20 protein-coding genes are annotated in these 24,933 nt (G+C 56.8%); 13 read left to right on the top strand and 7 right to left on the bottom strand.

Going from position 1 to position 24,933, the window contains the following annotated elements:
- Nucleotides 1-220 precede the first annotated feature (220 nt).
- On the bottom strand, nucleotides 221-1,168 hold the full coding sequence (locus tag VNX88_22310) for a patatin-like phospholipase family protein (protein ID HWY71417.1): 948 nt from the start codon (nucleotides 1,166-1,168) through the stop codon (nucleotides 221-223).
- A 229-nt stretch (nucleotides 1,169-1,397) separates the two neighbouring features.
- Between VNX88_22310 and VNX88_22305 the strand changes: the two genes are divergently transcribed.
- Both VNX88_22305 and VNX88_22300 read left to right on the top strand, forming a co-directional pair.
- On the top strand, nucleotides 1,398-3,044 hold the full coding sequence (locus tag VNX88_22305) for an amidase (protein HWY71416.1): 1,647 nt from the start codon (nucleotides 1,398-1,400) through the stop codon (nucleotides 3,042-3,044).
- Between the two features lie 235 nt (nucleotides 3,045-3,279).
- Nucleotides 3,280-3,849 (top strand): hypothetical protein, encoded by a 570-nt coding sequence (locus VNX88_22300; GenBank protein HWY71415.1) that lies wholly within the window; start codon nucleotides 3,280-3,282, stop codon nucleotides 3,847-3,849.
- Between the two features lie 229 nt (nucleotides 3,850-4,078).
- Here VNX88_22300 and VNX88_22295 read toward each other — a convergent pair whose 3' ends face one another.
- The 3 genes from VNX88_22295 to VNX88_22285 form a co-directional block, all read right to left on the bottom strand.
- The gene (locus tag VNX88_22295; protein ID HWY71414.1) at nucleotides 4,079-5,569 is read right to left on the bottom strand and encodes a tetratricopeptide repeat protein; all 1,491 of its coding nucleotides are present in this window, start codon (nucleotides 5,567-5,569) and stop codon (nucleotides 4,079-4,081) included.
- 209 nt (nucleotides 5,570-5,778) lie between these two features.
- Nucleotides 5,779-6,387: a hypothetical protein gene (locus tag VNX88_22290; protein HWY71413.1), complete on the bottom strand. Its 609-nt coding sequence runs from the start codon at nucleotides 6,385-6,387 to the stop codon at nucleotides 5,779-5,781.
- Nucleotides 6,388-6,531: 144 nt separating this feature from the next.
- Nucleotides 6,532-7,056 (bottom strand): pyridoxamine 5'-phosphate oxidase family protein, encoded by a 525-nt coding sequence (locus VNX88_22285; protein HWY71412.1) that lies wholly within the window; start codon nucleotides 7,054-7,056, stop codon nucleotides 6,532-6,534.
- A gap of 217 nt (nucleotides 7,057-7,273) precedes the next feature.
- Between VNX88_22285 and VNX88_22280 the strand changes: the two genes are divergently transcribed.
- From VNX88_22280 to VNX88_22265, 4 genes are all read left to right on the top strand, one after another.
- Complete coding sequence (locus VNX88_22280; protein HWY71411.1) at nucleotides 7,274-8,110, top strand: NAD-dependent epimerase/dehydratase family protein; 837 nt, start codon at nucleotides 7,274-7,276, stop codon at nucleotides 8,108-8,110.
- Nucleotides 8,111-8,404: 294 nt separating this feature from the next.
- Nucleotides 8,405-9,112 (top strand): DUF72 domain-containing protein, encoded by a 708-nt coding sequence (locus VNX88_22275; protein ID HWY71410.1) that lies wholly within the window; start codon nucleotides 8,405-8,407, stop codon nucleotides 9,110-9,112.
- A gap of 164 nt (nucleotides 9,113-9,276) precedes the next feature.
- Nucleotides 9,277-10,197, top strand: a complete 921-nt coding sequence (xerD, locus tag VNX88_22270; protein HWY71409.1) for a site-specific tyrosine recombinase XerD — start codon at nucleotides 9,277-9,279, stop codon at nucleotides 10,195-10,197.
- Nucleotides 10,194-11,243: a tyrosine recombinase XerC gene (locus VNX88_22265; GenBank protein HWY71408.1), complete on the top strand. Its 1,050-nt coding sequence runs from the start codon at nucleotides 10,194-10,196 to the stop codon at nucleotides 11,241-11,243. Before xerD ends, VNX88_22265 begins: the two co-directional genes overlap by 4 nt.
- A gap of 99 nt (nucleotides 11,244-11,342) precedes the next feature.
- On the opposite strand, the gene VNX88_22260 is transcribed toward VNX88_22265, so the two are convergent.
- Nucleotides 11,343-12,227, bottom strand: coding sequence for an aldo/keto reductase family oxidoreductase (locus tag VNX88_22260; protein HWY71407.1), 885 nt, complete (start codon nucleotides 12,225-12,227; stop codon nucleotides 11,343-11,345).
- Between the two features lie 154 nt (nucleotides 12,228-12,381).
- Between VNX88_22260 and VNX88_22255 the strand changes: the two genes are divergently transcribed.
- The 4 genes from VNX88_22255 (at nucleotide 12,382) to VNX88_22240 (ending at nucleotide 16,392) form a co-directional block, all read left to right on the top strand.
- Nucleotides 12,382-12,975, top strand: a complete 594-nt coding sequence (locus tag VNX88_22255) for a TetR/AcrR family transcriptional regulator (protein HWY71406.1) — start codon at nucleotides 12,382-12,384, stop codon at nucleotides 12,973-12,975.
- 164 nt (nucleotides 12,976-13,139) lie between these two features.
- Nucleotides 13,140-14,333 carry a glycosyltransferase family 4 protein gene (locus VNX88_22250; GenBank protein ID HWY71405.1) on the top strand — a complete coding sequence of 398 codons (1,194 nt, stop codon included), beginning with the start codon at nucleotides 13,140-13,142 and terminating at the stop codon, nucleotides 14,331-14,333.
- A gap of 46 nt (nucleotides 14,334-14,379) precedes the next feature.
- On the top strand, nucleotides 14,380-15,006 hold the full coding sequence (locus VNX88_22245) for an acetyltransferase (GenBank protein ID HWY71404.1): 627 nt from the start codon (nucleotides 14,380-14,382) through the stop codon (nucleotides 15,004-15,006).
- Nucleotides 15,007-15,090: 84 nt separating this feature from the next.
- Nucleotides 15,091-16,392, top strand: a complete 1,302-nt coding sequence (locus tag VNX88_22240; GenBank protein ID HWY71403.1) for a glycosyltransferase family 4 protein — start codon at nucleotides 15,091-15,093, stop codon at nucleotides 16,390-16,392.
- Between the two features lie 149 nt (nucleotides 16,393-16,541).
- Here VNX88_22240 and VNX88_22235 read toward each other — a convergent pair whose 3' ends face one another.
- Complete coding sequence (locus tag VNX88_22235) at nucleotides 16,542-17,009, bottom strand: response regulator transcription factor (GenBank protein ID HWY71402.1); 468 nt, start codon at nucleotides 17,007-17,009, stop codon at nucleotides 16,542-16,544.
- Between the two features lie 349 nt (nucleotides 17,010-17,358).
- On the opposite strand from VNX88_22235, the gene VNX88_22230 reads away from it, so the two are divergent.
- The 3 genes from VNX88_22230 (at nucleotide 17,359) to VNX88_22220 (ending at nucleotide 23,670) form a co-directional block, all read left to right on the top strand.
- A complete protein-coding gene (locus tag VNX88_22230) occupies nucleotides 17,359-18,330 on the top strand; it encodes an NAD-dependent epimerase/dehydratase family protein (protein ID HWY71401.1) in 972 nt (323 codons plus the stop codon).
- 308 nt (nucleotides 18,331-18,638) lie between these two features.
- Nucleotides 18,639-21,110: an ADOP family duplicated permease gene (locus VNX88_22225; GenBank protein HWY71400.1), complete on the top strand. Its 2,472-nt coding sequence runs from the start codon at nucleotides 18,639-18,641 to the stop codon at nucleotides 21,108-21,110.
- Between the two features lie 367 nt (nucleotides 21,111-21,477).
- Nucleotides 21,478-23,670, top strand: coding sequence for a glycoside hydrolase family 3 C-terminal domain-containing protein (locus tag VNX88_22220; GenBank protein HWY71399.1), 2,193 nt, complete (start codon nucleotides 21,478-21,480; stop codon nucleotides 23,668-23,670).
- A gap of 122 nt (nucleotides 23,671-23,792) precedes the next feature.
- Here the strand turns inward: VNX88_22220 and VNX88_22215 are convergent, their stop codons facing one another.
- Nucleotides 23,793-24,839 (bottom strand): hypothetical protein, encoded by a 1,047-nt coding sequence (locus VNX88_22215; protein ID HWY71398.1) that lies wholly within the window; start codon nucleotides 24,837-24,839, stop codon nucleotides 23,793-23,795.
- Between the last annotated feature and the right edge of the window lie 94 nt (nucleotides 24,840-24,933).

Genomic DNA, 24,933 nt, shown 5'->3' with positions numbered 1-24,933 from the left:
CATCACGGTCATCCTAAGCCCTCTTTTGGGCGAAGGACCTCCTGGAATGTGTCGGACATAAATGCTGCATCGTGGCATTTTGGCCAGGTATCCCCGGCAAAAAGCCAGGACGGAGCAACTAAGATCGAAGCATCGCGGGAGGTCCTTCGCCCAAAAGAGGGGCTCAGGATGACCGGACTAGGAGTGTTCTGGAAGCACGACTGAACGAAGCAACTGCAGCCTAAGCCAACGCCACGGGTTCCTGAATTGGAACACCCGAGAGCCCGGGCTTCGCAGCTTCCGCCTCGCTCACGTACTCTTCATACGCCTCGCGCTCGGCAGCCCACGCACGGAAAGTCGGCAGCGCCTTCAGTCCGGCCTCGTAGCCCACGTTCACGATCCCAAGCGCTTTCTGAAAATCGTCGAAGCTATACGCGCTTACGTCTGGTTCAACCAGCAAGTCGGCGTGCTGCTGCCATAGGCACGACATGTTCGACTGCGCGATCGAGAAGCACTGTCCAATCACTTCCAGCACATGCCGCGGATTCTTCCGCACCCAGTGCGCTCCAAAGAAGATTGCCGCAACTCGATCCGCGCCCATCTGCTTCAGTGGTTGCGCCGGCACGGCGTGTCCGAGCAGACCATCGACCATCAACTTCCCTTCCACGTTGACAGGCAGAAAGACGCCGGGATAAGCACAGCTCGCCCGCACCGGATCGATCAATTTGCCGCTGGTAAAGACGATTGGTTGGCCGGTCACGAAGTCGGTAGCAGTGACAGCCAGAGGAATTCGCAGCTCTTCAAAAGTCTTGACTTTCAGGATGCGGTGCAGGAAGCCGGTCATGCGGTCGTTAGTGCAGAGTCCAAAACGGGAGATAGTGTAGCGGGCAAAATGTTTAAAGCGGACGATGGAGGCGATCTCTTCGAGTTCCTTGGCGGAAACGCCGCTACAGTAGGCAGCTCCGATTACCGCCCCTACGCTGGTCCCGGCAATAAAGTCTGGGACGATCCCAGCCTCCTCCAGCGCCTTCAGCACCCCAACGTGGGCTAAACCACGGGCGAAACCACCGCCCAGCGCGAGTCCGATACGACAGGGTTTAGGAACATCGGGATGAAGGGGCAAACGGAGCGCATCCGTCTCGCCTCCGAGAACCCTCAGGGACTTACGGATACCGTCGAAGAGTTTCACAGGACACCTGCCTGCGGCGACGCTAATGCGAATCGCTGCTTATACATACGATGCTCAGGTTTCGCAGTCGAGATGCAGAAATTCCGCTTCATTTTCGCAACATGGCGCGGCAACCTGGGCCAAGGAAGGCGTCTGCTAAACTGCCCTCCCCTTCTGAATAGGGAACGTTGGAGGCACGATGGCTGGATGGACAAGCGAGGAACCAAAGCAAGCGGATCGAAGGCGATTTTTGAAGAGCGGCATAGCGGCAGCGGCGGGACTGGCGGTGCTCCCGGAATGGCTACTGGCCCAGGCGCGAAGCCCTGGAACCAGCACAGTTACAGTCATGGATGAGATCTCGCTCGACACGATGCGGAAGGGCCTCAACAGCGGCCAAATTATCGCCCACGACCTGACCCAGTACTACCTGTCCCGCATTGACACCATAGACCGGACTGGTCCGGGACTGAACTCGGTAATTGAAACGAATCCTGACGCGTTGGCTATTGCGGGCGATCTCGATCGCGAGCGGCAAACGAAGGGTCCGCGAGGCCCGCTGCATGGCATTCCCATCCTGATAAAAGACAACATTGCGACCGCCGACCGCATGCAGACTACCGCGGGCTCGCTGGCGCTAGTCGGTTCACGTCCCCCGAAAGACGCGTTTGTTGTAAGCCGTCTGCGCGCCGCAGGAGCAGTAGTCCTGGGCAAGACAAACTGCAGCGAATGGGCAAACTTCCGCGGCCGGCACTCCACCAGTGGATGGAGCGGACGCGGAGGCCAAACCCGCAATCCCTATGCGCTCGACCGCAATCCCTCCGGCTCAAGCTCCGGATCAGGTGCCGCCGCAGCGGCGAACCTGTGCGCCGTAGCGGTTGGCACCGAAACCGATGGCTCAATCGTTTCGCCTTCGTCCATCAACGGCCTTGCCGGCATAAAGCCCACAGTCGGACTCGTGAGCCGCAGCGGCATCATCCCCATCTCCCACACGCAGGACACAGCAGGGCCCATGGCACGAACGCTCGCCGATGCCGCAACTCTGCTCAGCGTTCTTGCCGGTGTTGACGCCGATGACCCTGCCACCGAAGCCGCACGTTCTCATGTTCAGGCGGATTACACGCGCTTCCTCGATCCCAACGGGCTGCGCGGTTCCCGACTCGGCGTGGTGCGCAAGTACGCCGGCTTCAACATGCATGTTGACCGCGTCTTCGAGGAAGCACTCGCTGCTTTGAAAGCTGCCGGCGCCGAAGTCATCGATCCGGTCGAAATCGCCTCGATCGACAAGCTCGATGAGCCCGAAACCGAAGTTCTGCACTTCGAGTTCAAGGCCGATCTCAATCGCTATTTGGCATGGCTGGGCGCCAGCTCGCCCGTTCACAGCCTCGAGGAGATCATTGCCTTCAACCAGAAGAATCGCCCGCGCGAACTCGCCTGGTTTGGTCAAGAGTCAATGGAAAAGGCGCAGAAGAAAGGAGATCTCACAAGCCCGGAATACCAGAAAGCCATCGCAGACTGCCGCCGTCTCTCCCGCCAGGAAGGAATCGATGCAGCCATGGATAAGTTCCGCCTAGACGCTCTCATCGCACCCACCGATGGCCCAGCATGGCCCACAGACCCTATTAACGGCGACCACTTCAGCGCCGGCACTTCCACACTGGCCGCAGTAGCCGGATATCCCCACGTCACAGTGCCAATGGGCTTTGTCTTCGGCCTTCCGGTAGGAATCTCCTTCTTCAGCCGCGCCTGGAGTGAGCCAACGCTGATCAAGCTGGCGTACTCGTACGAGCAATCGACCAGGGTTCGGAAGCCGCCGGGGTTTCGGGCGACAGTGGAGGTTAGAGAGTGGGACCGTGGCTTAGGTTTCTCTTCTCTGCCCAAACCTTCCGAAACGCACTAGCTTTATATGACTGTCATCCTGAGGCCCCGTTTTGGCCGAAGGACCTCCCGGAATATGTCGGGTTCAGTTGCCGCTTCCTGGCTTTTCGCCGAAAATCCCTCGCCAGAAAGCCGGGAAGGAGCAATGAATTGCGCTCATCCCGGAAGGTCCTTCGGCCAAAATCAGGCCTCAGGATGACAGTGATGTTGAATCCCGCACTCACACTCCCAGTGGACAACTGAACTACAATTTCCCCATGCAGTTCCGCCATCGTCTGCTCGTGCTGGGAGTTCTCTCTTCCACCCTGTGCTGCGTCACAGCAGCGCAAGACACCCAATCGAAGCAAGAGAAAGCCCAGCCCGCGCCCCAAGCCTCCGATCCACTTCCACGCTCAGACGACGATCAGCAGACGGCACCGCCGCTCGGCGACAACGAGAGCTCAAGCAAGCAAACGCAGATCGACATCTCCCCGCCGAAGGACGATGCCGTCAAGCATCCCGACAGTGACCTGAGCGACGTAACCGAGATGCACACCTGGAATCCGCACAAGGCGCAGAAAGACATCGAGGTAGGCGAGTTCTATTTCAAACGCAAAAACTATCACGCCGCAGAAGAACGCTATCGCGAAGCGCTCCTCTACAAGCCGGGCGACGCGATGGCGACTTATCGCCTGGCCGAAGCCCTCGAAGCCCAAGGCCAAACCGCAGAGGCCGCGAAGAATTACGAGCTGTACTTGAAAATTCCCTCGAACGGAAAATTTGCCCCCGAAGCAAAGAAGGCATTAGCCCGCCTCGAAGCCAAGACAAGCCAAGCAAGCCCGCAGTAGTTCCTAATAAAGCGTGCACCAGAGGTATATGACACTGTCATCCCTCGCGCCGCAGCCAACATGGTTGGTCCATTCAAGAAATTAGGCTGTTGCGGCGCGGGGGACCTGCTGTTGCTGGTTCCACAAAGGAACAGCAGATCCCCCGGGCCGCGGTTTGCTTCGACGGTGCATTCGCATTGGCGCTGCGGCCCGAGGGATGACAGTGTCAAGGATTAACGTTGTCCTGCCCTCACATCTTCTTCGCCGACAACTCCTTCTGCACCTTGCTCCTCACAAACGCGTAGTTCAACGCCGGAAGTGAATTGAAGTCCGCGGTTTTCTTCGCATATTGCTGTGCCTTCGCCGCATCGCCCTTTGCTTGATATGCCTCGCTCAGTCGATATAGGTTTCGGGGATCCTGGAGGTTCGCCTGCTCCAGCTCGGCAATCGCCTTGTCGTAATCCTTCTCCGCGAGCGCGATCCTTCCCGTCAACTCATGAGCCTGCCTGAGTTGCGCCGGATTCTGCTGTGCCTCCGCGCCTTGACGAAATTCGTCGGCATTCTTCTTCGCTGAAACAAGGTCTTTTCTCGCGATCGCGAGCGTGGTTGTATTGAACCGGTGCAGGAGCTTCGCATTCTCCTTGATCTGCTGCGACAAGCCCGATGCCTGAACTAACTGCAGTGACCGTTCGAACTGCTGAGCTGCGGCATCGTAGCGCTTCATTTGGGAATAAATGTTGCCCTTTGCCTGCAGGTCCGCCGCCATGGCAGCCGCGTCGTTCTTCTTCTCGGCAACCGCATATTCCTTGTCCATCGCCTGCAGAGCCTTCTCCAGATTCCCAGTGTCTGATGCCAACACGGCCATGCCGAAGTATGCGGTACGGCGCTCACCGTCATTGCGTGCCTGATCGGCCATTGTCTGCAGCTCACTCGCCGCGGCATCTGCTTTACCCTGGTACATCAAGCCGGCAGCGATCCCAAAATGGGAGTTGTTGAAATGGGGATCAATCGAGAGAGCCTTGCGATATTGCGCGATCGATTCGTCGAACCTGCCCATCTTTAGCAGGAGTTCGGCATACGAGTCGTACGGATTCGGATCGCTGGGAATCAGTTCGACATATTTCTTGAACGCTTCTTCCGCGCTCGAATAATCTCCCGCCTGCCGGTAGGCGTATCCGAGCAGGTTGTAAGCAGGCGAGTAGTTCGCCGATATCTCGGTGGCCTTCTTGTAGTGGGCGATCGCTTCGTCATAATCCTGCTGCCCAAAGTAGTAGCCACCAAGATTGAATTGCACCCGCTCGTCTTCGGGATAGGCGGCGGCCAGTTTGTCGAGATATTGCTTCTGCTCCGCTGGCCTTCCATTGGCGCCCGCCTGATTCGCCAGGATGACGTTTCTCTCTCCTTCGGAAACCTTATCCGCCAGGCTCACCGCCTTTTTCAGATGATCGAAGAAGTCCTTCGCCGTCGGAGCGCTATTTGCCCTTCCCAATTCGGCGATAGCAAAGTTCGGATCAAGCGCAATGGCTTTGTCGTAATGCTGGATTGAATCCTGCGCCAACAGTTTCTCGAAGAGCGCACGTCCAGCCTGGAATTCCTTTTTAGCTTCGTCGGAACTCGTTGTAATTGGAATCTTTCCATTCTCCGAAGCAGTATCTGCCGGTGCGGCACAGAAACTGCAAGTGGCCGCGCCGAGCAGGAAAATCGCACCGAGGATGGGTGATATCGAACGGTTGAAACGCATGGAGATACCTCCTGATTTCATCGTGATTGAAGTGACTGGTTGATGGCCAACGAGACGTGTGCGAGTGCTAGTTAGTTACCGGATTTCGGACATGAAGACCAGCAGCAAGGGACAAGTAGACCAATAAAGAGGACGGCGGACGAAAACGTTTCCGCGTTGGATCACGCAGGCTTTGGCCCAAACCGCAGCGCAATCTTTTCGCACAACCGTTAATCGCTGTCTTTTACCCGAGTAATCGTCGAAATCCAATTCGGCTCCCACGTCTTGCCTCCATCGTCCGAGAACGATTGCTCGAAATGAGCCGAAGTCGAAGTGATCTCCGACCATACATACCGAACCAAGATCATGCGGCCCTCAAACATCTCCTGGTCATAGAATTCGCCGCGGCCGTTCACGAAGCGGCCGACCGTTGCCGGGAGCGAAAAGCTGCCCTGCTTGGCGTTGGCCCAGTAAATACTCCACTGATGCGATTCAGGGCTGTAGAGACGAATCGTCAAGCCGTCGATGTGGGAATTCGTCGAAGGACTATCGACCTTGAATTCATCCATGGTCGCGCGCCCTCCCCAGATACTCCGCGTGATCTGAGTGCCCTCGAACTCAACCCAAGTATTCGAGCCCGACAGCGGATGCACGAGCCGTTTCAGCTGCGCCTTCCATGTGCCAATCAGAGGATCGAAATCATGCTGCCCATCACGCAGCCCGGCGCTCCCCTGAGCACCAGTAGTCGCAGCAGTCTGGGCCGACAAGGACGCTGCCTGCAGAAACAACGTCGTGACCGCTAGAACCAAACCAATTCGAATGCATTTGTGCACATTCACGGCTACTCTCCACAGTCATCGTTGGACCGCAAACGAGTATCGCGAAGCAGATGGCATTCTCATACATCCACTTGTTGTGCAGTTTTTGATACCACTTTTGCAGCTACAGCTTTGCTGCCTTGGGCTTCCAATGCCCACCGACGCTCACCGCTCTACGCGAAACGCTCCCTGCACTCGAACGTGTTCCTCGAACTCACGATCGAGCGCCACCCGGCGTTCGCGCCACTGAGTTCGCATCGCGTCTTCGTCGACAACGCGCCAATACCCGGGCGAGATCAGAGGCGCGGCGCGTTCCACCTCGAGCATCACCACTGCAGTTACCGGATAGGCAGTTTTTTCCTCCCCGACTACCATCCGCACAGCCCTTTCGAAGAGGTCTCCGCCTAGATGTAAGTTCGCCGGCCCGAAGAAGCGATACCCCCGCCGCGACAATTGGTCGACGACATTCAACTCCATCCAAGGATTCACTAATAAATTGGCGCGCGTGCCGGGAGAAGCGATGTCCAGAAAGAAGAGGTGACGATCGTCCCAAATCCGAATCGTTCCTTTTGGGGAAAGGTTCGGATGGCCTTCAGGCGTAACCGTTGCCGCAAAGCAGAGATGAGCGGAGCGAATCACCGCTCGCATATCCGGAGTAAGAGCTGTTGAACCACTCAAAACGCTTGCCATCCATTCATGCTAAGCCGTGGGACCAGTGGCGGTTCGATACCTCCAATACTAAGTGCACGGAAAACCGAAACGCGGATCTAGTCTTCCCTCATCCTGAGCGAAGGAGAGGTCCGCGCGTTCTCTCCAGCGCGGAGACAGGAATCGAAGTGCATTACTGGTCGAATGGCCGAACTGCCTGCACCTCCTCGGCACGCGCGGGTACACTTCCCATATGGGAATGCGGCGCATTGTGATTCCGGGTGGTAGCGGGCAGGTTGGGCAGATGTTGGCGGGTTACTTCCACTCGCAGGGCGATGCGGTCACGGTGCTTGCGCGGCAGGCGGCGGAGAGACCATGGCGGACAGCAATCTGGAATGGTCGTGATCTTGATGCGAGTTGGGCACGGGAGATCGAAGCTGCGGACGTAGTCATCAACCTTGCCGGGCGCAGCGTCAATTGTCGCTATAACGACGCCAATCGCCGCGAGATCATGAACTCGCGAGTTCACACTACGCGCCTGGTCGGCAGAGCGATTGCAGAGTGCGCCAATCCTCCAGCGCTCTGGATGAATGCAAGCACGGCGACCATCTATCGCCATGCCCTCGATCGTGCCATGGACGAAGCCACGGGAGAGATTGGAGGCCGCGAGCCTGGTCTTCCGTCTACCTGGAAGTTCAGTATCGATGTGGCCACGAGTTGGGAGGGAGCCTTCTTCGCCGTCGAGACTCCGCGCACGCGCAAGATCGCTTTACGCAGTGCGATGGTGATGTGGCCCTCGCGCGGCGGGATCTTCGCTACCTTGCTGCGTCTGGTGCGGACCGGTTTGGGAGGAAGTGCCGGCGACGGCAACCAATTTATCTCCTGGATTCACGGCGATGACTTCATCCGTGCGCTCGAGTTTCTGATCGCTCATCCGGAACTCGATAGCATCGTGAATGTCTCCACGCCGAATCCGCTGCCACAGCGGGATTTCATGCGCGAGCTACGCCGCGCTGCCGGCGTGCCCATTGGTCTGCCCGCGACCAAGTGGATGTTGGAGGTTGGAGCTATTTTCCTCCGTACAAGACAGAGTTGATCTTGAAGAGCCGGAGAGTGGTCCCCGGACGTCTGCAGCAAAGTGGATTCGACTTTCACTTCCCGAAATGGTCCGAGGCTGCCCGGGACCTTGTGGTGAGAGTTGGTTAACGACCGGCCGCCCGGTGGATCGGGCACGGCTTAAGCGAAGCGGAGCCGTGCCATTAATGAGCTGAATGGCTCCCGGCTGAGTACAGCCTCAAACCAGGAATTGTGCCCTTCTGTGTATCCTTAGCTTAGGAATCAGGTTTTGCGTTTAGCTGATCGCCAAACGCTTATTGCTAATCGCCGCTTTATGAAAGTCCACATTGGAACTTCTGGCTGGGCGTACCCTACGTGGAAGCCCGACTTCTATCCGCCGAAGACGCCTTCGAGCAAGCTGCTCGACTATTACTCGACGCAACTGAACTGCGTTGAGGTCAACTATACGTTTCGCGCGCGGCCAGCAGTGACAACCCTGCAGAACTGGGCAACGGTGACGCCTGAAGGCTTTACCTTTGTTGCCAAGGCCCATCAGCGCATCACCCACATCAAGCGCCTGACTGACGTCGACCAGGATGTGGACGCCTTCTTCGCTGCCTTACAGCCTTTGCTGCACGCGCGCAAGCTCGGTCCGGTGCTCTTCCAGCTGCCTCCAAACCTCAAGGCCGACGCAGATCGCCTGGCGAAGTTCCTGAAGATTCTCCCAAAAGATGCGCCCGCCGCGATCGAGTATCGCAACGTGAGCTGGTTCAACGATTCGATCTACTCGCTCATGCGCGACCACAACGTTGCGCTTTGCGTCGCGGAAAGCGACGATCTCGCCGTGCCCGAAGTCTTCACGGCAAACTTCACCTACTATCGCCTGCGCAAGTCGGACTACACCGACGCGGAAATCGACGAAGTGGAGAAGCGTCTTCGCGCAGCCGCACAGGAGCGCGATGTATACGCATTTCTGAAGCACGAAGACACTCCTGAGGGCGCAATTAACGCGAGGAAGTTGCTGCAGAAATTAAAGGCCTGATTCACCACGGAGACACTGAGTCACGGAGAAACACCCTCTGACATCTTTCTTGATCCGCGTGAATCCGTTAAATCTGCGTTCATCCGCGTGAGATTTTGCTCTTGCCGTTTACTCACGCGGCACCTCCACTCCACTATCTTGACGCGCGAACGACAATATTCCTGATGTCCACTCCGCAGGCCCTTACGGCGTTTCTGTCCTACTTGAAAGTTGAGAAGGGACTTTCCCCACTCACAGTCGAGGCCTACCGCGGAGATCTGCTGCAGTTCGCCGAATCCCTGGAGAAAAGGAATCGCACATTGCTGAACGCCACCCGGCCAGATCTGCTTTCCTTTTTGGAACAGCTCACAGCGAACATGGTCGAAGGCCGCAGCCGGGCGCGCAAGCTCTCCGCGCTGCGACACTTCTACAGGTTTCTTTTGCTCGACAAGAAGATCAAGCACGATCCCACGTTGAACATCGAGAGCCCCCGGCAGTGGAAGATTCTGCCCAAGTCATTGGCGGTGGCGGAGATTGATGCGATGCTGGCACAGGAAAAATCGAAGCCGCAGGATCCGGCGCTCGCGATGCGCAATGAGGCGCTGCTCGAATTGCTTTATGCCACCGGAATGCGCGTCTCGGAGATGGTGAACCTGCGCCTTGAAGATTTGAACCTGCAAGCCTCTTCGGCGATCGTTCGCGGCAAGGGAGACAAGGAGCGCATCGTTCCCTTCGGCGTTGCAGCACGCGATGCCCTGCAAGTTTATTTGCGCGACGCGCGCCCGCAACTTTGTCGTGTGCGCCGATCGACGCTCGTATTCGTGGACCGAAGTGGAACTGGGCTTACGCGCGAGCGTGTGTGGCGAATTGTCCGCGAATCAAAGACTGACGGCAAAGCGAGTCCGCACATGTTGCGCCATAGTTGCGCGACGCACATGGTCGGAAACGGAGCCGATCTGCGGACCGTCCAGACCATTTTGGGACATGCGGATATCGCAACGACGCAGGTGTACACGCATGTCGCCATGGACCGGCTTAAGAACGTTTATCGCGCCCATCATCCGCGCTCCAAGCGGCGCATTCTCGCGGAAAAGGAGCGCGCTTGAGGTCGTTAACGTCCCTCAAGGCGGAGTTACCGGCCGTGGAAGACGCACGCTCAAGCCTGCAGAAACGCTCCCGAGTGTTGCAATCGAGGCCGGAAAAGGCGCTTAGCGGTCCCACAATGAGCGCAAAAGTGCCCCAAAAGGCAGCAAAAAGTGCCGCGGAAAGGCGCCTGGAGGAGTTCTTAGCAGCCCTAAGAACGCAACGGAACGCGTCAGAACACACGGTTAACGCATACAAAAAAGACCTTCGGAAGTTCATTATCTATGCTGGTAAGGGCCTTGATTGGCGTCGCGTAGACCACTTAACCATCCGCGGATTCCTCTCCGAAGTGCTTGGAAATGGGCTTAGCAAGGCGTCAACGGCGCGCGCATTGGCGTCATTGCGCTCTTTTTATAGGTGGATGGGGCGCGAAGGACTCGTCGGACAGAATCCAGCGGCCCTGGTTTCGACTCCCAAGCTCCCCAAAAAGCTGCCGCGAGTGCCCACAATGGAAGAAGTAAACGGCTTATTGGACACAAATTTGCCGGAGAATGCAGCGTTTCCGGCGCGCGACCGCGTCATCTTCGAGCTGCTATACGGCTGCGGATTGCGCAATTCTGAGCTCGTAGGGATCCAATTGGACGATATTGGGTGGTCCAACGAAGTGATTCGCGTCCGCGGTAAGGGAAAAAAAGAACGTCTAGTGCCTCTGGGAGACGCTGCGGCGGCGGCAATCCGCGAGTATCTGCCTGAAAGACAGCGCTTGATGGACGCTAAACGGCGTTCAAGCGCCGCACTCTTGATCAATTTGCGCGCCGGATCGCTCACAACACGCAGCGTCGGACGCATCGTAAAGGCTATAGCGGTCGCGCGAGGGCTGTCGCCAGACGTGCATCCGCACACGTTAAGGCACGCTTTTGGCACTCACATGCTCGAAGAAGGCGCCGATCTGCGCGCTATTCAGGAGCTGCTAGGCCACGAAAGACTCTCAACGACGCAGCGCTACACGCAGCTAACGTCAAACCACATCACCCGCGTGTACGACGCGACGCATCCGCGCGCGAAGTAATTGCAACTCACGCTAAATCGAATCGAACTCGCCCGCTGGTCAGGATCCTTCGACAAGCTCAGGATGAAAATGGCTGCTGGGGACCTCCTCCTTTAGTTATTACTGCCCACGCCCTCCGCCAATTAAGTCTAGATCGGCGATCACTTTCGGAGGAATCTGCAGCGTTGCAGCTTTGAGATTCTCGCGAAGATGTTCGACTGAAGATGTGCCCGGAATCAGCAGGATGTTGGGTGAGCGCTGAAGAAGCCAGGCGAGCGCAACCTGCATCGGCGTGGCCTCGAGTGACGCTGCGGCTGCGTTCAGCTTCGACGACTGTAGCGGAGTGAAACCTCCCAGCGGGAAGAACGGTACGTACGCAATGCCTTGCTGCGCGAGGTCGTCGATGAAACTGTCATCGTTGCGGTGAGCCAAGTTGTAAGAATTCTGTATGCAGACGATCTCTGTAATTCTCTGAGCTTCGGCCAACTGCTTACGACTGACATTACTCAGGCCTAGTTGACGAATCAGTCCCTGCCGCTTGAGTTCGGCCAAGACGGTGAGCGGTCCTTCGATGGATCCTTCTATTGGTTCCATGAATCCGCCAACCCGAAGATTGACGACATCGAGCGTCTCGAGTCCAAGATTTTTGAGATTGTCATGAACGGCTGCGATCAGTTCTTGACGCGAAAGAGCGTGAGGCCAGGACTTGTCTTCAGCGCGGCGAGCGCCTACTTTGGTGACGATCACGAGATCATCCGGATAAGGATGAAGCGCCTGCTTAATAATCTGATTGGTCACATGCGGACCGTAGTAGTCACTGGTATCGATGTGGTTCACTCCCGAGGCAACAGCCTCGCGCAACACAGCGATGGCGGCGTCAACATCGCGCGGCGGTCCCCACACCTGCGGACCGGCAAGTTGCATCGCGCCATATCCCATGCGGTTCAAATTCATCGAAGTGCCGGGGAGCTTGAAGCTGCCTACAAGGTCAATTTGGTTCGTCATTCTGTTTCTCCTACTCCGTCGTAAATTGTAGTAAGTTTGTCTACCTGTCATCAGATGAAGGAAGCTTCAGGTTGGGAGTTCGTATTTGCCGCGCCGTTCAGCAGCACTCTTGGAGCCGCGTAAATCGCCAGTCCAGGCCCGTTCGGCCGCAAGCATGGACGCGATTCTCGAGGCCACTATTCAGGTTTTGCTCCAGGTGGGAAAGGAGCGGTTGACCACGACCAAGGTGGCGTTGCGTGCCGGCGTGTCGGTCGGGACCCTATATCAATATTTCCCTAATAAGAGCGCACTGTTACAGGCTACCTTGAAACGTCACCTCGGCGAGGTCACTGAGGCCGTCGAACTTGTCTGCACGGAGCAAAAAGGTGGAACACTCCGGCAAATGGCGACGGCTCTCGTCACCGCATTTCTCAACACCAAGATGAAAGATGGGAAGACGAGTGTGGCCCTCTACTCCGTAAGCTCCGATGTGGACGGAGCGAAGATCCTGAAAGAAATGCAGCTCCGCTGCGACAAGGCGATTGTCAGAATGTTGGCGACCGCTTCCGACACGCTCACAACCGATCGACAACTGGTTGCTACAATGATCCAGGGCGCGATGGCTGGGGTCAGCCGGAGGCTGCTGGAATCGGGCACTCCCGAAAAGCAACTCGAACCCATGCGTCAGGAGTTGATCGTTGCGATGTGCGCTTACCTGGACGCTTGTTCGGCGCGGGCTTCGGGGCGAGCACGCACAGGCAGTCGCTGATGCCGATGAAGAATTAGAGTTTTCTTCGACCTTGGCTTGAAACCGTGGCTAGCCAGGAGAAGTACGAACAAATTGCGGGAACCTAGACACAAACGGGAAACAGATGAGCCTGGCAGTCAAATCAACGAAAAGCCCAGGCGCACCCATGATAATTTGTATGCGCCGTGAGCGCCCCTAGGTTCGTCTGCCTAACCAATATTCCGACTCCTTACCGGCTCTTTCTATTTCGACGAATGAACCAGCGGTTGGAGGAGATGGGATGGAAGTTTGAAGTCTGGTTCATGGCGAGTTCCGAATCGGGGCGGCATTGGAATTTCGGGAGCTCAGAGTTTCAGTTTCCTTACCGATTCCTAAGTGGGAGGCCGTGGCGCATCGGCTCCGATTCCTTGTATTGGAATCGTGAAGTCAGCAACGCCTTGCACGACGCTGATCCGGACATCTTGCTCATCGCCGGAGGTTGGGTCCACCCCACAGTGCTACTGGCGGCGCTTTCGTCGGCACCGGAACGAACCATCTTCTGGTCTGAATCGCATCTCGAATCAATCCGCCGCACTGGGTTCGTCGCGGGCTTGGCTCGACGATGGATGTTGTCCCGCTTCTCGGAATTCGCCGTGCCGGGTGCATTGGCAAGGAAGTACGTCGAACATCACGCACACGCAGCGCGAATTCACTTTCTCCCGAATCTTGTAGATTCCAGCGTGTTCTACAACCAGGTAAGAATGTGTCGAGGCGCAGCTGATAACGATTCTCCCCGGACCCGGTACCAAGATCGCAGAGTGATGTTGATCGTTGCGCGTCTGTCAGAGGAAAAAGGGCTCCTACCCTTTCTCGAAGGAATGAAGAAGCTTGGCCCATCGGGTCAAGATAAATTAACAGTGCTGATCGCCGGCTCCGGGCAGCTCAGAAGACCGATTGAGCAATGGATTAACCACCACAGGTTCGATGTCCAGCTCCTAGGCCACCAAACCGAATCGCAACTCACAAAGCTGTACGCTCAAGCCGATGGATTTTGCCTGCCCTCCCTGTCCGATCCAAATCCCATTTCGGTAATTGAGGCATTATGGGCGGGGTTGCCCTTGCTGCTCTCATCGAGAGTTGGGAATCATCCTGAATGTTTGCAGATCGGAAGGAATGGCTTTCTCTTCGATTCGGGCGATCCCGAATCCGTCGCTCAGGCGATCTCGCAATGGCTGGCTCTTTCCCCAGCAGAATTGACAAGCTTTGGCGAAAACTCCCTGCAAATTGCACGTGCCTCGTTTGATCCCGACACCGTGATACCAAACTTTCTTGAAGAATTACTTGATCGGTCAGCAAGGCAATCGAACCGCCGATTGGAACGCGTGGCGGCCGCCGGATGATTTGCTTTCAGGAGGATGACACAATTGACTCCGGGGAGACTGAAACATGACTGGAGCCATTGTCGTGTATGGCGCTGGTGGACACGGAAAGGTTGTAGCCGAGATTCTTGTTGCCTGCGGACATAGCCTGCACGGCTTCATCGACGACAATGCTTCTCTGCGAGGCTCCAGCGTTCTCGGACTTCCGGTTTTCTCCGCAGATGAGTGGCTACGCTCTCATACCCAAGGCGGGGTCGCCCTGGGCGTCGGAACTAATGTAGCGCGCGAGCAAATCGCGATGCGCGTCAGGCCCAGCCGTTGCACACTTCTGACCGTTGTTCATCCTGGCGCTTTCGTGGCCCGAAGCGCCAGAATCGGCGAGGGAGCAGCAATCATGCCCGGAGCGGTTCTGAACCCCGATTGCCAGATCGGCGAGGGAGCCATCATCAATAGTGGAGCGATCGTCGAACACGACACGCAGATTGGGCGCTATGTTCATCTTTCACCCAACTCCGCCGCTGGCGGGGGTGCCCAGATCGCAGCGTATGCCCATATCGGCATGGGAGCATCCGTGCTTCCCTACAAGAGAGTCGGAATGAATTGCGTCGTAGGCGCCGGAGCCGTCGTGACCTCGGACATTCCCGAGGGGCAACTTGCTTATGGAATTCCAGCCAGGGTTCACTCCAAGGTCTAACCCTCCCCTCTGAAGATTACATTTGCCATACTCGCGCTCCCCCATTAGTATCTGTGCCTTCCTGAAATGGATTTTGCCTGAGCCATGCATATCTGCTACGTCGCCGACGCACGCAGTCCCATCGCTAAGAATTGGATTTCCTACTTTGTTGCTCGCAATCATCAGGTAACGGTCCTAAGCTCTTATCCGTGTGCGCCCGATGAAATACCCGGGGCTCGCCTCATTGAATTCCCTTTCGCCTTCGGTTCCCTCTCTCGCATGACGCGCAGCGACAGTAACCATGGGACCGTTGCTCGTTTTCGAAAGAAACTGCTGTCAGAGCTTCGAAGTAGAACGCTCCTGAGTGCCTTTCACAGCACTCGAACATGGATAGCTCCCTTGGACGTTTTGCGAAGAACGCCAGCAATGTCTGCATTGATCGACGACTTGAAGCCAGACATTGTGCACGCCATGCGCTTGCCATTCGAAGGATTTATTGCCGCTGCGGCTGTGAAGCGTGTGCCCCTCTTGCTTTCCGTCTGGGGAAATGACTTCACCTTGTTTGCGGACCACAGTCGCAAACTCGCCGCATTGACCAACTCGGCATTGCAACGCGCCGACGGCCTGCATTGCGACTGCAATCGTGACCTGAACCTTGCCCTTGCGCGAGGGTTTCGGCGAGGCAAGCCTTGGCGCGTCCTTCCCGGCAACGGAGGCGTTCAGGAGTTCTTCTTCAATTCCCTGCCTGATCGCAAGTTGTTACAGGAATTTTGCATTCCCGAAAACGTACCACTCATCATCAACCCTCGGGGATTTCGAACGTATGTCCACAGCGAGTCATTCTTCAAAGCGATTCGGCTGGTTTTGCAAAGAATTCCGAACGTGTTTTTTGCCGCTACTGGAATGCTTGGAAATCCCGTTGCTGAGCGCTGGGTTCGCCAATTGAACATCGCAGGCTCGGTTCGTTTACTTCCCACAATGAGCCGTGAGGAACTCGCGTCTTTATTCGCTGCGGCGCGAGTGTCGGTTTCGCCAAGTTCCCATGATGGAACTCCCAACACTCTGTTAGAAGCCTTGGCTGGAGGCTGTTTTCCGATAGCAGGTGATATCGAGTCTGTGCGGGAATGGATTGTTGATGGTGAAAACGGATTGTTGTGCCGGCCCGAAGATCCAAGCGCTCTAGCTGCCTGCATTGTTCGTGCTTTGCTTGACTCTGATCTACGCACTCAGGCGACGGCTGCCAATCGGAAATTAGTCAGACAGCGTGCAGAGTATCAAAGAGTCATGGAAAGTGCGGAATACTTCTACGATGAAGTCCTGGTGGGAGCGCACAAAACAAGAATATTCCCAGCAATATCTTGCAGCGACTGCTCCAACTCGGCACCAGCGATTAGGAAGGCTCTGTGAAGCAGCTTCTGCAAAACTTGCGGACCGGCGAGGCTCAGGTGGTGGAGGTTCCTGCGCCGCTACCTGGACCCAATGACATCATCGTGCGCAGCGACTGCACTCATTGGAACGAGCGTCGACCCAAGGGAGGAAATGAGGGTTCAACGGCATCACCGCGTGACGGCTTCGGTCGCTTCAGATGGTCGCCAAGGCTGCGAACAAGGCACGATTGCATCAACTGTCTCCGATACGAATTGCCGGCCTGCCAGGGCTTCGCGAATTGCGTGAACCAGATCAGTAGCCATGCGCGATTTCAGCACGAATCCCGATGCTTCGCTCGAAATCGCAAGTCCTGCGATTTCAGTGTCGGACGATGCGGAGATGAACACGATCTTTACCGCACAATTTATGCGCCGCAAATGACGCGCTGCATGGATACCATCCATCATCGGCATCTCGATGTCGGTAACCAGGACGTCCGGCTGGAACTGAGCAATTGCTCCGATGGCTTCGAGCCCGTTTTTGGCGCATCCAACAAGCTCAAAGTCGGCGTTTAGGATTTTAGTAAGGGTCTTAGTAACTTCTGGATGATCATCCGCGACAACTATCCGCGGCTTCTTCTCGTTTTGGGAATGCATTTACATCCGTTCTGCAGTTATCTAGTGCAGTGAGCGCACGTAACGCTCGCATTGCACCTCCTAATTCTGGCAATAATGAACAGGCTTGTCGCTGCTCTGGAGCAACGATCATCGTCATCCTGCCTTCTCAAGAGGACCGATAATCGCTTGACCGAGTAGCCGCGAGCATCCAGACAGGCAGACATCGCGCGGCGAAAGCCATCCAGTTGCTGACTTTGCTGGGATTGTGCAGATTTTGAGGCACTCGAGACGCGCTTCCCAGGACGTTAAAGCACGACTCGAGACCACTGCGCCCCTGTATGCTTTCGCAATCACAACCGCGCAGGAACTGGAAGCAGGAAGCAGGAATATGAAATACGCACTTTTCGGAGCCACGGGGACGGTGGGGAAAGCCCTGGCGGCCAAGCTGGCAAAGAAGGGCACACCGTTCCGCGTTGTCGGACGTTTCGAGGAACGATTGCGCAGAGACTTCGGTGTCTATGAACCGCTGGTCGAATACTGCGCGGCTGACCTCAGTGATCCAGCCGCTGCCGCACGCGCCGCTGCGGGCGTCGAAACCATTTTCTACACCGTGGGGGTTCCCTACACTCAGTTCGAGCAGCATCCGAAACTGACCCGGATCGCACTGGGTGCCGCGGTGACCGCTGGGGTGCGGCACTTCGTTCACGTAGGCACCGTTTATCCGTATGGAGTGCCTCAGCAGGAGTTTGTCAACGAATCTCATCCGCGCAATCCCACGGCATTCAAAGGCCGCATGCGCAAGGAACAGGAAGATCTCGTCTTCGCCGCCGATAATCCCAAAGGGATGCGAACGACCATCCTGCGCCCGCCGGATTTCTACGGCCCCGACTCGGAATTGAGTTACGCTCGCGCGATCTTTGACGCCGCGCTGAAGGGCGGCACAGCCAACGTCATTGGCCCCATCGACACGCCACACGAGTTCATCTTCATTCCTGACCTGGCCGAAACCCTGATTGCCCTCTCGGAAAAGGAAGAAGCCTATGGCAAGGCGTGGAACGTCGCTGGTCCCGGACAGATCACCACGCGGCAATTCGCCGAGTTGGTATTCGCTGCCGTGGATCAGAAGCCGCGTCTCCGCGTCGCTGGCAAGTTCATGTTGCGCGTCTTGGGACTCTTCAATCCGCTTCTCCGGGAGGTCGTCGAGATGCACTACCTGTGGACCACGCCCGTCAAACTCGACGACACACGTTTGCGCCAACTGCTCCCGAGTTTGCACAAAACTCCTTACCCGGAAGGAATCCGCGCAACCATCAACGCGATGCGGACCAGCGCCGCTCGCGATGGAAATAGTCCGCCCTGATTCAAGCCGGAATCGATTGCTTTTGCTCGCGCAGGATGCGGCCGATCTGCGCTGTGACTGCCGCGAGCGAGGCCTCGGCCTCTGGTAGCGCCTGCTTCTCCGTGTCGATAAATGTCACGCCCCGAATGGCGACAAGATTGAAGATGAGCCGCAGGCGGGGTTCCTGAAAACCCAGGGGTTCGTCCGGTTCAGAAGGCTGAATTGTCGAAAACGAACAGTCACCAAATCCGGCGGAAGTTCACGGCCTTTGTTTCTAAAAACATAGCGCGGCAAGATAATTGCTAAAAGCCTAATAAGGAGAACTCGCCATGATCGAGAACATCCTGAGGTTTCCCCGCGACCTGAAATTCGCGGCGCGTTCCCTGATCCGCGCAAAGGCCCTTTCGGTAGCGGTGATTCTGACGCTGGCGCTGGGAATCGGCGCCAATGCCGCCATGTTCAGCCTGCTGCGCGGCGTACTGCTTCGCCCCCTTGTAAATCGTGACGAAAGCAGGCTCATTTACATCCGGCAGATCGCGAATGGCGACAACACCTGGTTCTCGATTCCGGAAATCGTGGATCTGAGCTCGCGTTTGAAAACACTGAATTCTTTCGGCGATTTCTCCACCATCGGATTCACTCTGGTGGGGTTAGGAGAGCCTCGCACAGTTCGCGCCGGCGTCGTCGGCGGATCGTACTTTCAAACGATGGGATTGCGTCCAGTGCTCGGCCGGCTGCTGGATGAGCACGATGACGGCCCCAACGCAACCGGCGCAATGGTTTTGACTTATCGTTTTTGGTCGGAAGCCTTAAACCGCGATCCTTCCGTAATCGGGAAACACGTCCGGCTTGGTTCCTTTATTGATTCGCGCAGCGCCACCGTGGTGGGCGTTTTGGAGCCATGTGTTCCTTATCCGCAGGATACGGACATCATCTCCAACATCGTGACCAGTTCCCATCATCTGTCGGCAACCATGGTTACGGCGCGGTTACACCGGATGACGGAGTTGTTCGCAAGGCTCCCGGCCGGTGCGGATTTGAAAACAGCGCGCGCGGAGCTTGAGTCCGTATATCAGACCATGAAGCGGGAGCATCCTGAGGCGTATCCGGCACATGCTGATTTCCACGTAAGCGCGGTGCCGCTGCGCGACGAGCTTACCTCGGGAGCGCGGACCATACTGGTGGTGCTGATGGCGGCATCTGTGCTGCTTTTTGTCATCGCCTGTTCCAACGTTGCCAACCTGATTCTGGCGCGCAGCGTGCGCCGGGAAGACGAACTCCGGATCCGTGCAGCCCTGGGCGCCAGCAGCAGGGATCTGCGACGTGCTCTGCTGGCCGAGAGCCTGCTTCTGTGCGTTGCGGGAGCAATCATCGGCTTGTACATCGCCAAGCCAATGACAGCCGTTCTCGCCCGCTACATCTCCAGGTTTTCGATTCGCGCGCTTGATCTCACCATCGATCCGAGCATGACCTGGGTGGGGGCCGGACTGGCTGTGGCCTCGGCAGTGCTGCTGGCATTCGTTCCGCGACTGCCGTCCTCGGGGAGCACGCAGGCGTTCGGGCTGGCCGGCAGCGGTTTGCGGCTGACCGGCACAACCAACCGCAAATTGAAGGTTTTTGCCCTGGTTCAGATTGCCGCCTCCTTCGTGTTGGTGGCTGCCGCCGCGGCCACCGTCAATACGCTCCTTTCACTTGCATCGGCTCGGAGTCGTTTCGATACGCGCCAGATTTTGGCGATCAACGTTCCGGTGATGCGCGAGGGGAGGACGACCGCCCAGGTCGTGGATTACTACCGCGAGGCGATGCGTCAAATCCGCGAATTGCCCGGCGTTGTGAACATTGCGGTCGGCCCGGTTCCGTGGCGCGACGCCGTCGGCGACTTCGCGCTTGAATTCTCGGCCGATGGGCGGGTTCCCGCCGCGGACGAGAAACCACCCCGCGCGCTGTATGAGGTCGTCTCACCTGGTTTTTTTGCCACACTCAGCATGCCTGTCATCGAGGGACGTGATTTTACTGACGCTGACCGCAATGGCGCCGTGCCAGTCGCTCTCGTAAGCGAGAGTCTGGCGCGACAGATGTTCCCGAAAGGGGACGCGCTGAATCATTATGTGGCGTGGACCGACCCGGGATTGCAGTTCGCTCCCGGCGGACGGCCTAAGCCGCGCCGCATCATCGGTATCGTGCCGGATGTCAATAACCAGAACCTTGCGCCCACGCCACAGATGACTGTCTATCATTCTTTCGATCAGGAGCAGACCTTCCTCCCGGGGCGGCTTCTGGTGCAGACGCACTCTGATCCTTATGCTCTGGTTCAACCCATCAGGCGTATCTTGCGTACGCTCTCCGCGGACCAACCGGTAGAACGCGCCAACACGCTTGAAGAGATTCGTGCCGAGGTGCTCTCACCGGAAAAACTTAACGTCATGGTGTCCGGCGTTTTCGCCGGTGTGGCCCTGTTGGTTGCACTAGTGGGCGTTGCCGGCGTGCTCACATTCTCAGTCAGCGCGCGAACGCGGGAGTTCGGAATCCGGCTCGCGCTCGGCTCCAATCCGCGGCATCTGCTGCTGCGTGTGATGTCGGAAGGCGCAGCCATGGCAGTCGGCGGCCTTGCCGTGGGACTTGTCTGCGGTTTTGCGTTGGCTCGAGTCGCCGCCGCGTTTGTGGGAGGGCTAAAGATGCCAGGCCTGCTGCCATTAGTCGGTTCGGCTGTCGTGCTGCTAGTTGCTGCGGTCACCGCAGCGGCCATCCCCGCAGCCCGGGCAGCTCGCGTCGACGTGATCCAGGCGCTGCGATCCGAGTAGGTCGAGGTAGCAATAGTGTCAAACACCAGCCGGGTGCCGCACCCTTTGCGATCTTCAACGTTCGCGATCTGGACTATCAGAGTTCCTCGGTTCCGCACACATTCCCGTTTGCGTACCCTGCCAGCCGTGCAGAGTGCGGCGCCACTTTTTCTTATTGCAAGAAGTGAAGAATGCTGCGCCACCCGTCGCCCCCATCCTGTAGCCAGATTTCTCAAGCAATAAATCGATTATCCACTGAACAAAATCGATTTAGTAAATGGTAAAATTCCATGTACACTGCTGACGATCATTCAAATCGAAACAGCCTTATAAAGGTATTGCAGCCAGAGTTCCTGTTGCCGGACTGCTGGCCCTGACTGGGAGATAAATGCACAACAGCAATCCGGGTTACTACCGTCTTTTCTCGCTCATTCCTGCCATAGTCATCACCGCAGCGAGTTTTGTGGTTGCCCAAGAAGCGGAGCGGCCGTGGATGAATCCCACGCTCAGCCCCGAACAACGTGCTGACCTCGTATTAAAGCAGATGACGCTAGATGAGAAACTGGCGCTTTTGCATGGGAATGGAATGGCGCACGCTGCACAATGGCAGATGCCTCTCACGCATCTCAGCAATGGCGGCGCAGGATACGTCGAGGGTGTCAAGCGCCTGGGCATACCGCCGCTTCTCATTTCTGACGCAGCATACGGTGTGAGAGATAGTGGTGCGAACGGAAGATATTCGACGGCGATGCCCTCGAACCTGGGCGCCGCATCGAGCTGGGATGCGCAATCGGCTTGCGAATACGGCGAGGTGATCGGTCGTGAGCTTAGAGCGCAAGGCTTCAACATGACGCTCGGGGGCGGTGTGAACCTCGCACGTGAGCCGAGGAACGGTCGCACTTTCGAATACGCGGGTGAGGATCCACTTCTTGCCGGCACCCTCGTTGGGAACATGATGAAGTGCGAACAGGCGCAACATGTCATCGGCGACATCAAGCACTACGCGATGAACGATCAGGAGACGGGGCGCAACTTTGTCAATGCTGTCATTTCCAAGCGAGCCATGCAGGAGTCGGATCTGCTGGCGTTTCACATTGCCATCTCCATCGCGAATCCTGGCGCGGTGATGTGTTCCTACAACCGCATCGATGGCGACCATGGGTGCGAAAACTCATACACCTTGCGCGATGTGCTCAAGAAGGATTGGGGCTTCAAGGGGTTCGTAATCTCCGACTGGGGAGGAACCCACAGCACGGAGAAAGCCTCTGCCGCAGGTCTTGACCAGGAACAGCCCATGGCTGACTACTTCGGTCCGAAGCTAAAAGAAGCGGTCCAAAGTGGGAAGGTTCCGATGTCGGAAATTGACGACCATGCGCGGCGAATTCTGTATGCGGCATTTCTGTCGGGAATCGTCGATGATCCACCGCAGAAGGGCGTCGTTGATGTCGAAAAAGGATTGGAAGTTGCGCAGCGGATCGAAGAGAAGAGCATCGTTCTCTTGAAGAACAGCCAGTCGGTGCTCCCGATTGACGTCTCCAAAGTCCACAGCATTGCGATCATCGGGGGGCACGCTGATGTCGGCATGATCTCCGGTGGAGGATCGGCGCAGGTGGACCCGCCAGGCGGCAACGCGATCATGCCCCCAGGCAAGGGTGCAACACACTGGCAAGACCACATCTGGTTTCCAACCTCTCCCCTGAAAGCTCTTCGCGCGAAACTGCCGAACACGAAGATCGATTTCGATTCCGGAACAGATGTGAGCTCCGCCGCGAGTCTCGCCAAGAATTCTGATATCGCAATTGTCTTCGCCCACCAGTGGATGGCTGAAGATCTGGACCTGCCCAGCCTGTCACTTCCCGACAATCAGGATGCTTTAATCGAGCAGGTAGCAGCCGCGAATCCTCGCACGATCGTTGTCCTAGAAACCGGCACCGCTGTCACCATGCCCTGGATCGACAAGGTTGCAGGCATAGTCGAAGCCTGGTACGCAGGCAGTGCAGGACATAAAGCGCTTGCGAACGTACTGGTTGGGGACGTCAATCCAACAGGCAAATTAGCCATCTCATTCCCGAAGAGCGAGAAAGATCTTCCACATCCGGTGATCCCGGCACGGCCGCCCAAGGATCAAGCCTCGAACTATGCAGTCCCCTACGATGAAGGCTCGAAGGTTGGATACAAATGGTATGAGGCGGAGCACAAACAGCCACTGTTTGCATTCGGCTTTGGCTTGTCCTACACGACCTATGCATACTCGGATCTGAGCGTTGATCCAAACGCGAAGTCTGTGCGCTTTACTGTCAAGAACACCGGCACACGCGCAGGAACGGAAATCGCCGAAGTGTACGCAAGACTTCCTAAAGACGCAGGCGAATCCTTCAAACGCCTCGTCGGGTGGAAGCGTGTCACGCTAGCCCCCGGCGAATCGCAAACCATCACAGTTGCGATCGATCCGCGAGTCCTGCAGACATTCGACGAAGCGAATATCCGCTGGAACTTCCCATCGGGCGACTACGAAGTTTTTGTGGGTTCATCCTCGGACAGCACTCCCCTCACTGGAACTCTTTCGTCCGTTCCGAAATAGGACTGGTTTATTGATGGCGGGTTTTGACGATCTGTTGTGTTCTGCTCATTTATCCAGTTTTATGGTTTTTTTGGAGATGTCCCATTACGGGACTATGGGTCAATAAGCGGGAGCGGTTTCACCTAGTCGTAGATGCAGAAGAATTTGTACTCTTCCGGAACTTGCTCCAGACGCAACGGAGGAAGAGCCTGGCTCGCATATTCAGCGAGTTTCGTATTGGGAGCGATCTGGAGCAGCGATTCGAAGTAATGAATCGCCTTCAATCGCGCCTCGTTCGCTCCTGTTTGATACCGTCTTGGGTCGACGTAGTCGGACATTTCTCCGGACGTTTGATTGCTTAGTGCCCACCAGGAGGTATATGCCTGCGCCAAAAGCAGAGTAACCACGGCGCGATTGGAACTCGTGGACCGATCCGTGAGGAAGGATTCTCCCTGGCGAATTACTTCTTGGAATTGATCAGTCCCCTTGGCGCAGACTCCGCTAGTATCCCAGCCAAGATCCAGAAGAAGAATAAACGCGCGCGCTCCTGCATCGCTGGCTGGATAATCACGCCAGACGCGCCAGAGAAGATCGCGGGAATAGTAGAAACCGCCGCCAAGTTCCTGGTGGGCGAAGGTCAGGTTACGCTGAGTGAACTCGCGGCGAACCTGCTCGCATCCTTCTTTATTCTCATCGCCACACCAGATCTTGCTGGCCAACAGATCGGCTGCCAATAGCATTGCCGGTTGATCGCTCTCTGGAACCTTCGCGGCCCCGTCGAGAAGCTGAAAGGTGAACTTGCGAAGTTCGGGATCGGCGCCCTTATCTCCCTCTACACCAAGGTACTTCGAGAGATCCGGGAAATTCGGACTCAATTGGCGAACAAGGTCATTCTTCAGGTTCTCATTAAATTCCTGCATAGGATCAACCGAGACTTGAAAGTGAGGTCTTGCGGGAATCTGGGCTGCCGGCAAGATCGACGCTGGCGTAGCGGTGGGGGAGGTATTAGCGGGCGCGGCAACCGCAATTGCGGTGACTGGCCGAACCGCCGGCGTAGGTTTGGCGGGAGCCTGTGCAGCTTGCTGGTTTCGAGAATTTCGGTAGAACCACGCACCCGCTGATAGCACGGCCATCGCCATCATGAAGCCGAGCAGGATGGGCATCTTCCAGGAATTGTTGCGGGGAGCCATCGAAACAGGGCCTCATCACGGTGAATTACCGATGCTGGTCTGCCGCATTATCGTATTAGTCTGCACGATTCCCGCACCTGGAGCCAGATAGCTA

The organism is Terriglobales bacterium (assembly GCA_035567895.1).
In the GTDB taxonomy this organism is placed as follows: Bacteria; Acidobacteriota; Terriglobia; order Terriglobales; family Acidobacteriaceae; genus Gp1-AA112.
The sequence above is the reverse complement of the archived record's forward strand: the minus strand, read 5'-3'. Positions and strand labels throughout refer to the sequence as shown.

Bases quoted from the DNA above. Each gene is read 5' to 3' on its own strand.
- VNX88_22300 (HWY71415.1), top strand. From the start codon at position 3,280: ATGCAGTTCCGCCATCGTCTGCTCGTGCTGGGAGTTCTCTCTTCCACC.
- VNX88_22295 (HWY71414.1), bottom strand. From the start codon at position 5,569: ATGCGTTTCAACCGTTCGATATCACCCATCCTCGGTGCGATTTTCCTG.
- VNX88_22285 (HWY71412.1), bottom strand. From the start codon at position 7,056: ATGGCAAGCGTTTTGAGTGGTTCAACAGCTCTTACTCCGGATATGCGA.
- VNX88_22280 (HWY71411.1), top strand. From the start codon at position 7,274: ATGCGGCGCATTGTGATTCCGGGTGGTAGCGGGCAGGTTGGGCAGATG.
- VNX88_22275 (HWY71410.1), top strand. From the start codon at position 8,405: ATGAAAGTCCACATTGGAACTTCTGGCTGGGCGTACCCTACGTGGAAG.
- xerD (HWY71409.1), top strand. From the start codon at position 9,277: ATGTCCACTCCGCAGGCCCTTACGGCGTTTCTGTCCTACTTGAAAGTT.
- VNX88_22260 (HWY71407.1), bottom strand. From the start codon at position 12,227: ATGACGAACCAAATTGACCTTGTAGGCAGCTTCAAGCTCCCCGGCACT.
- VNX88_22255 (HWY71406.1), top strand. From the start codon at position 12,382: ATGGACGCGATTCTCGAGGCCACTATTCAGGTTTTGCTCCAGGTGGGA.
- VNX88_22245 (HWY71404.1), top strand. From the start codon at position 14,380: ATGACTGGAGCCATTGTCGTGTATGGCGCTGGTGGACACGGAAAGGTT.
- VNX88_22240 (HWY71403.1), top strand. From the start codon at position 15,091: ATGCATATCTGCTACGTCGCCGACGCACGCAGTCCCATCGCTAAGAAT.
- VNX88_22235 (HWY71402.1), bottom strand. From the start codon at position 17,009: ATGCATTCCCAAAACGAGAAGAAGCCGCGGATAGTTGTCGCGGATGAT.
- VNX88_22230 (HWY71401.1), top strand. From the start codon at position 17,359: ATGAAATACGCACTTTTCGGAGCCACGGGGACGGTGGGGAAAGCCCTG.
- VNX88_22225 (HWY71400.1), top strand. From the start codon at position 18,639: ATGATCGAGAACATCCTGAGGTTTCCCCGCGACCTGAAATTCGCGGCG.
- VNX88_22220 (HWY71399.1), top strand. From the start codon at position 21,478: ATGCACAACAGCAATCCGGGTTACTACCGTCTTTTCTCGCTCATTCCT.
- VNX88_22215 (HWY71398.1), bottom strand. From the start codon at position 24,839: ATGGCTCCCCGCAACAATTCCTGGAAGATGCCCATCCTGCTCGGCTTC.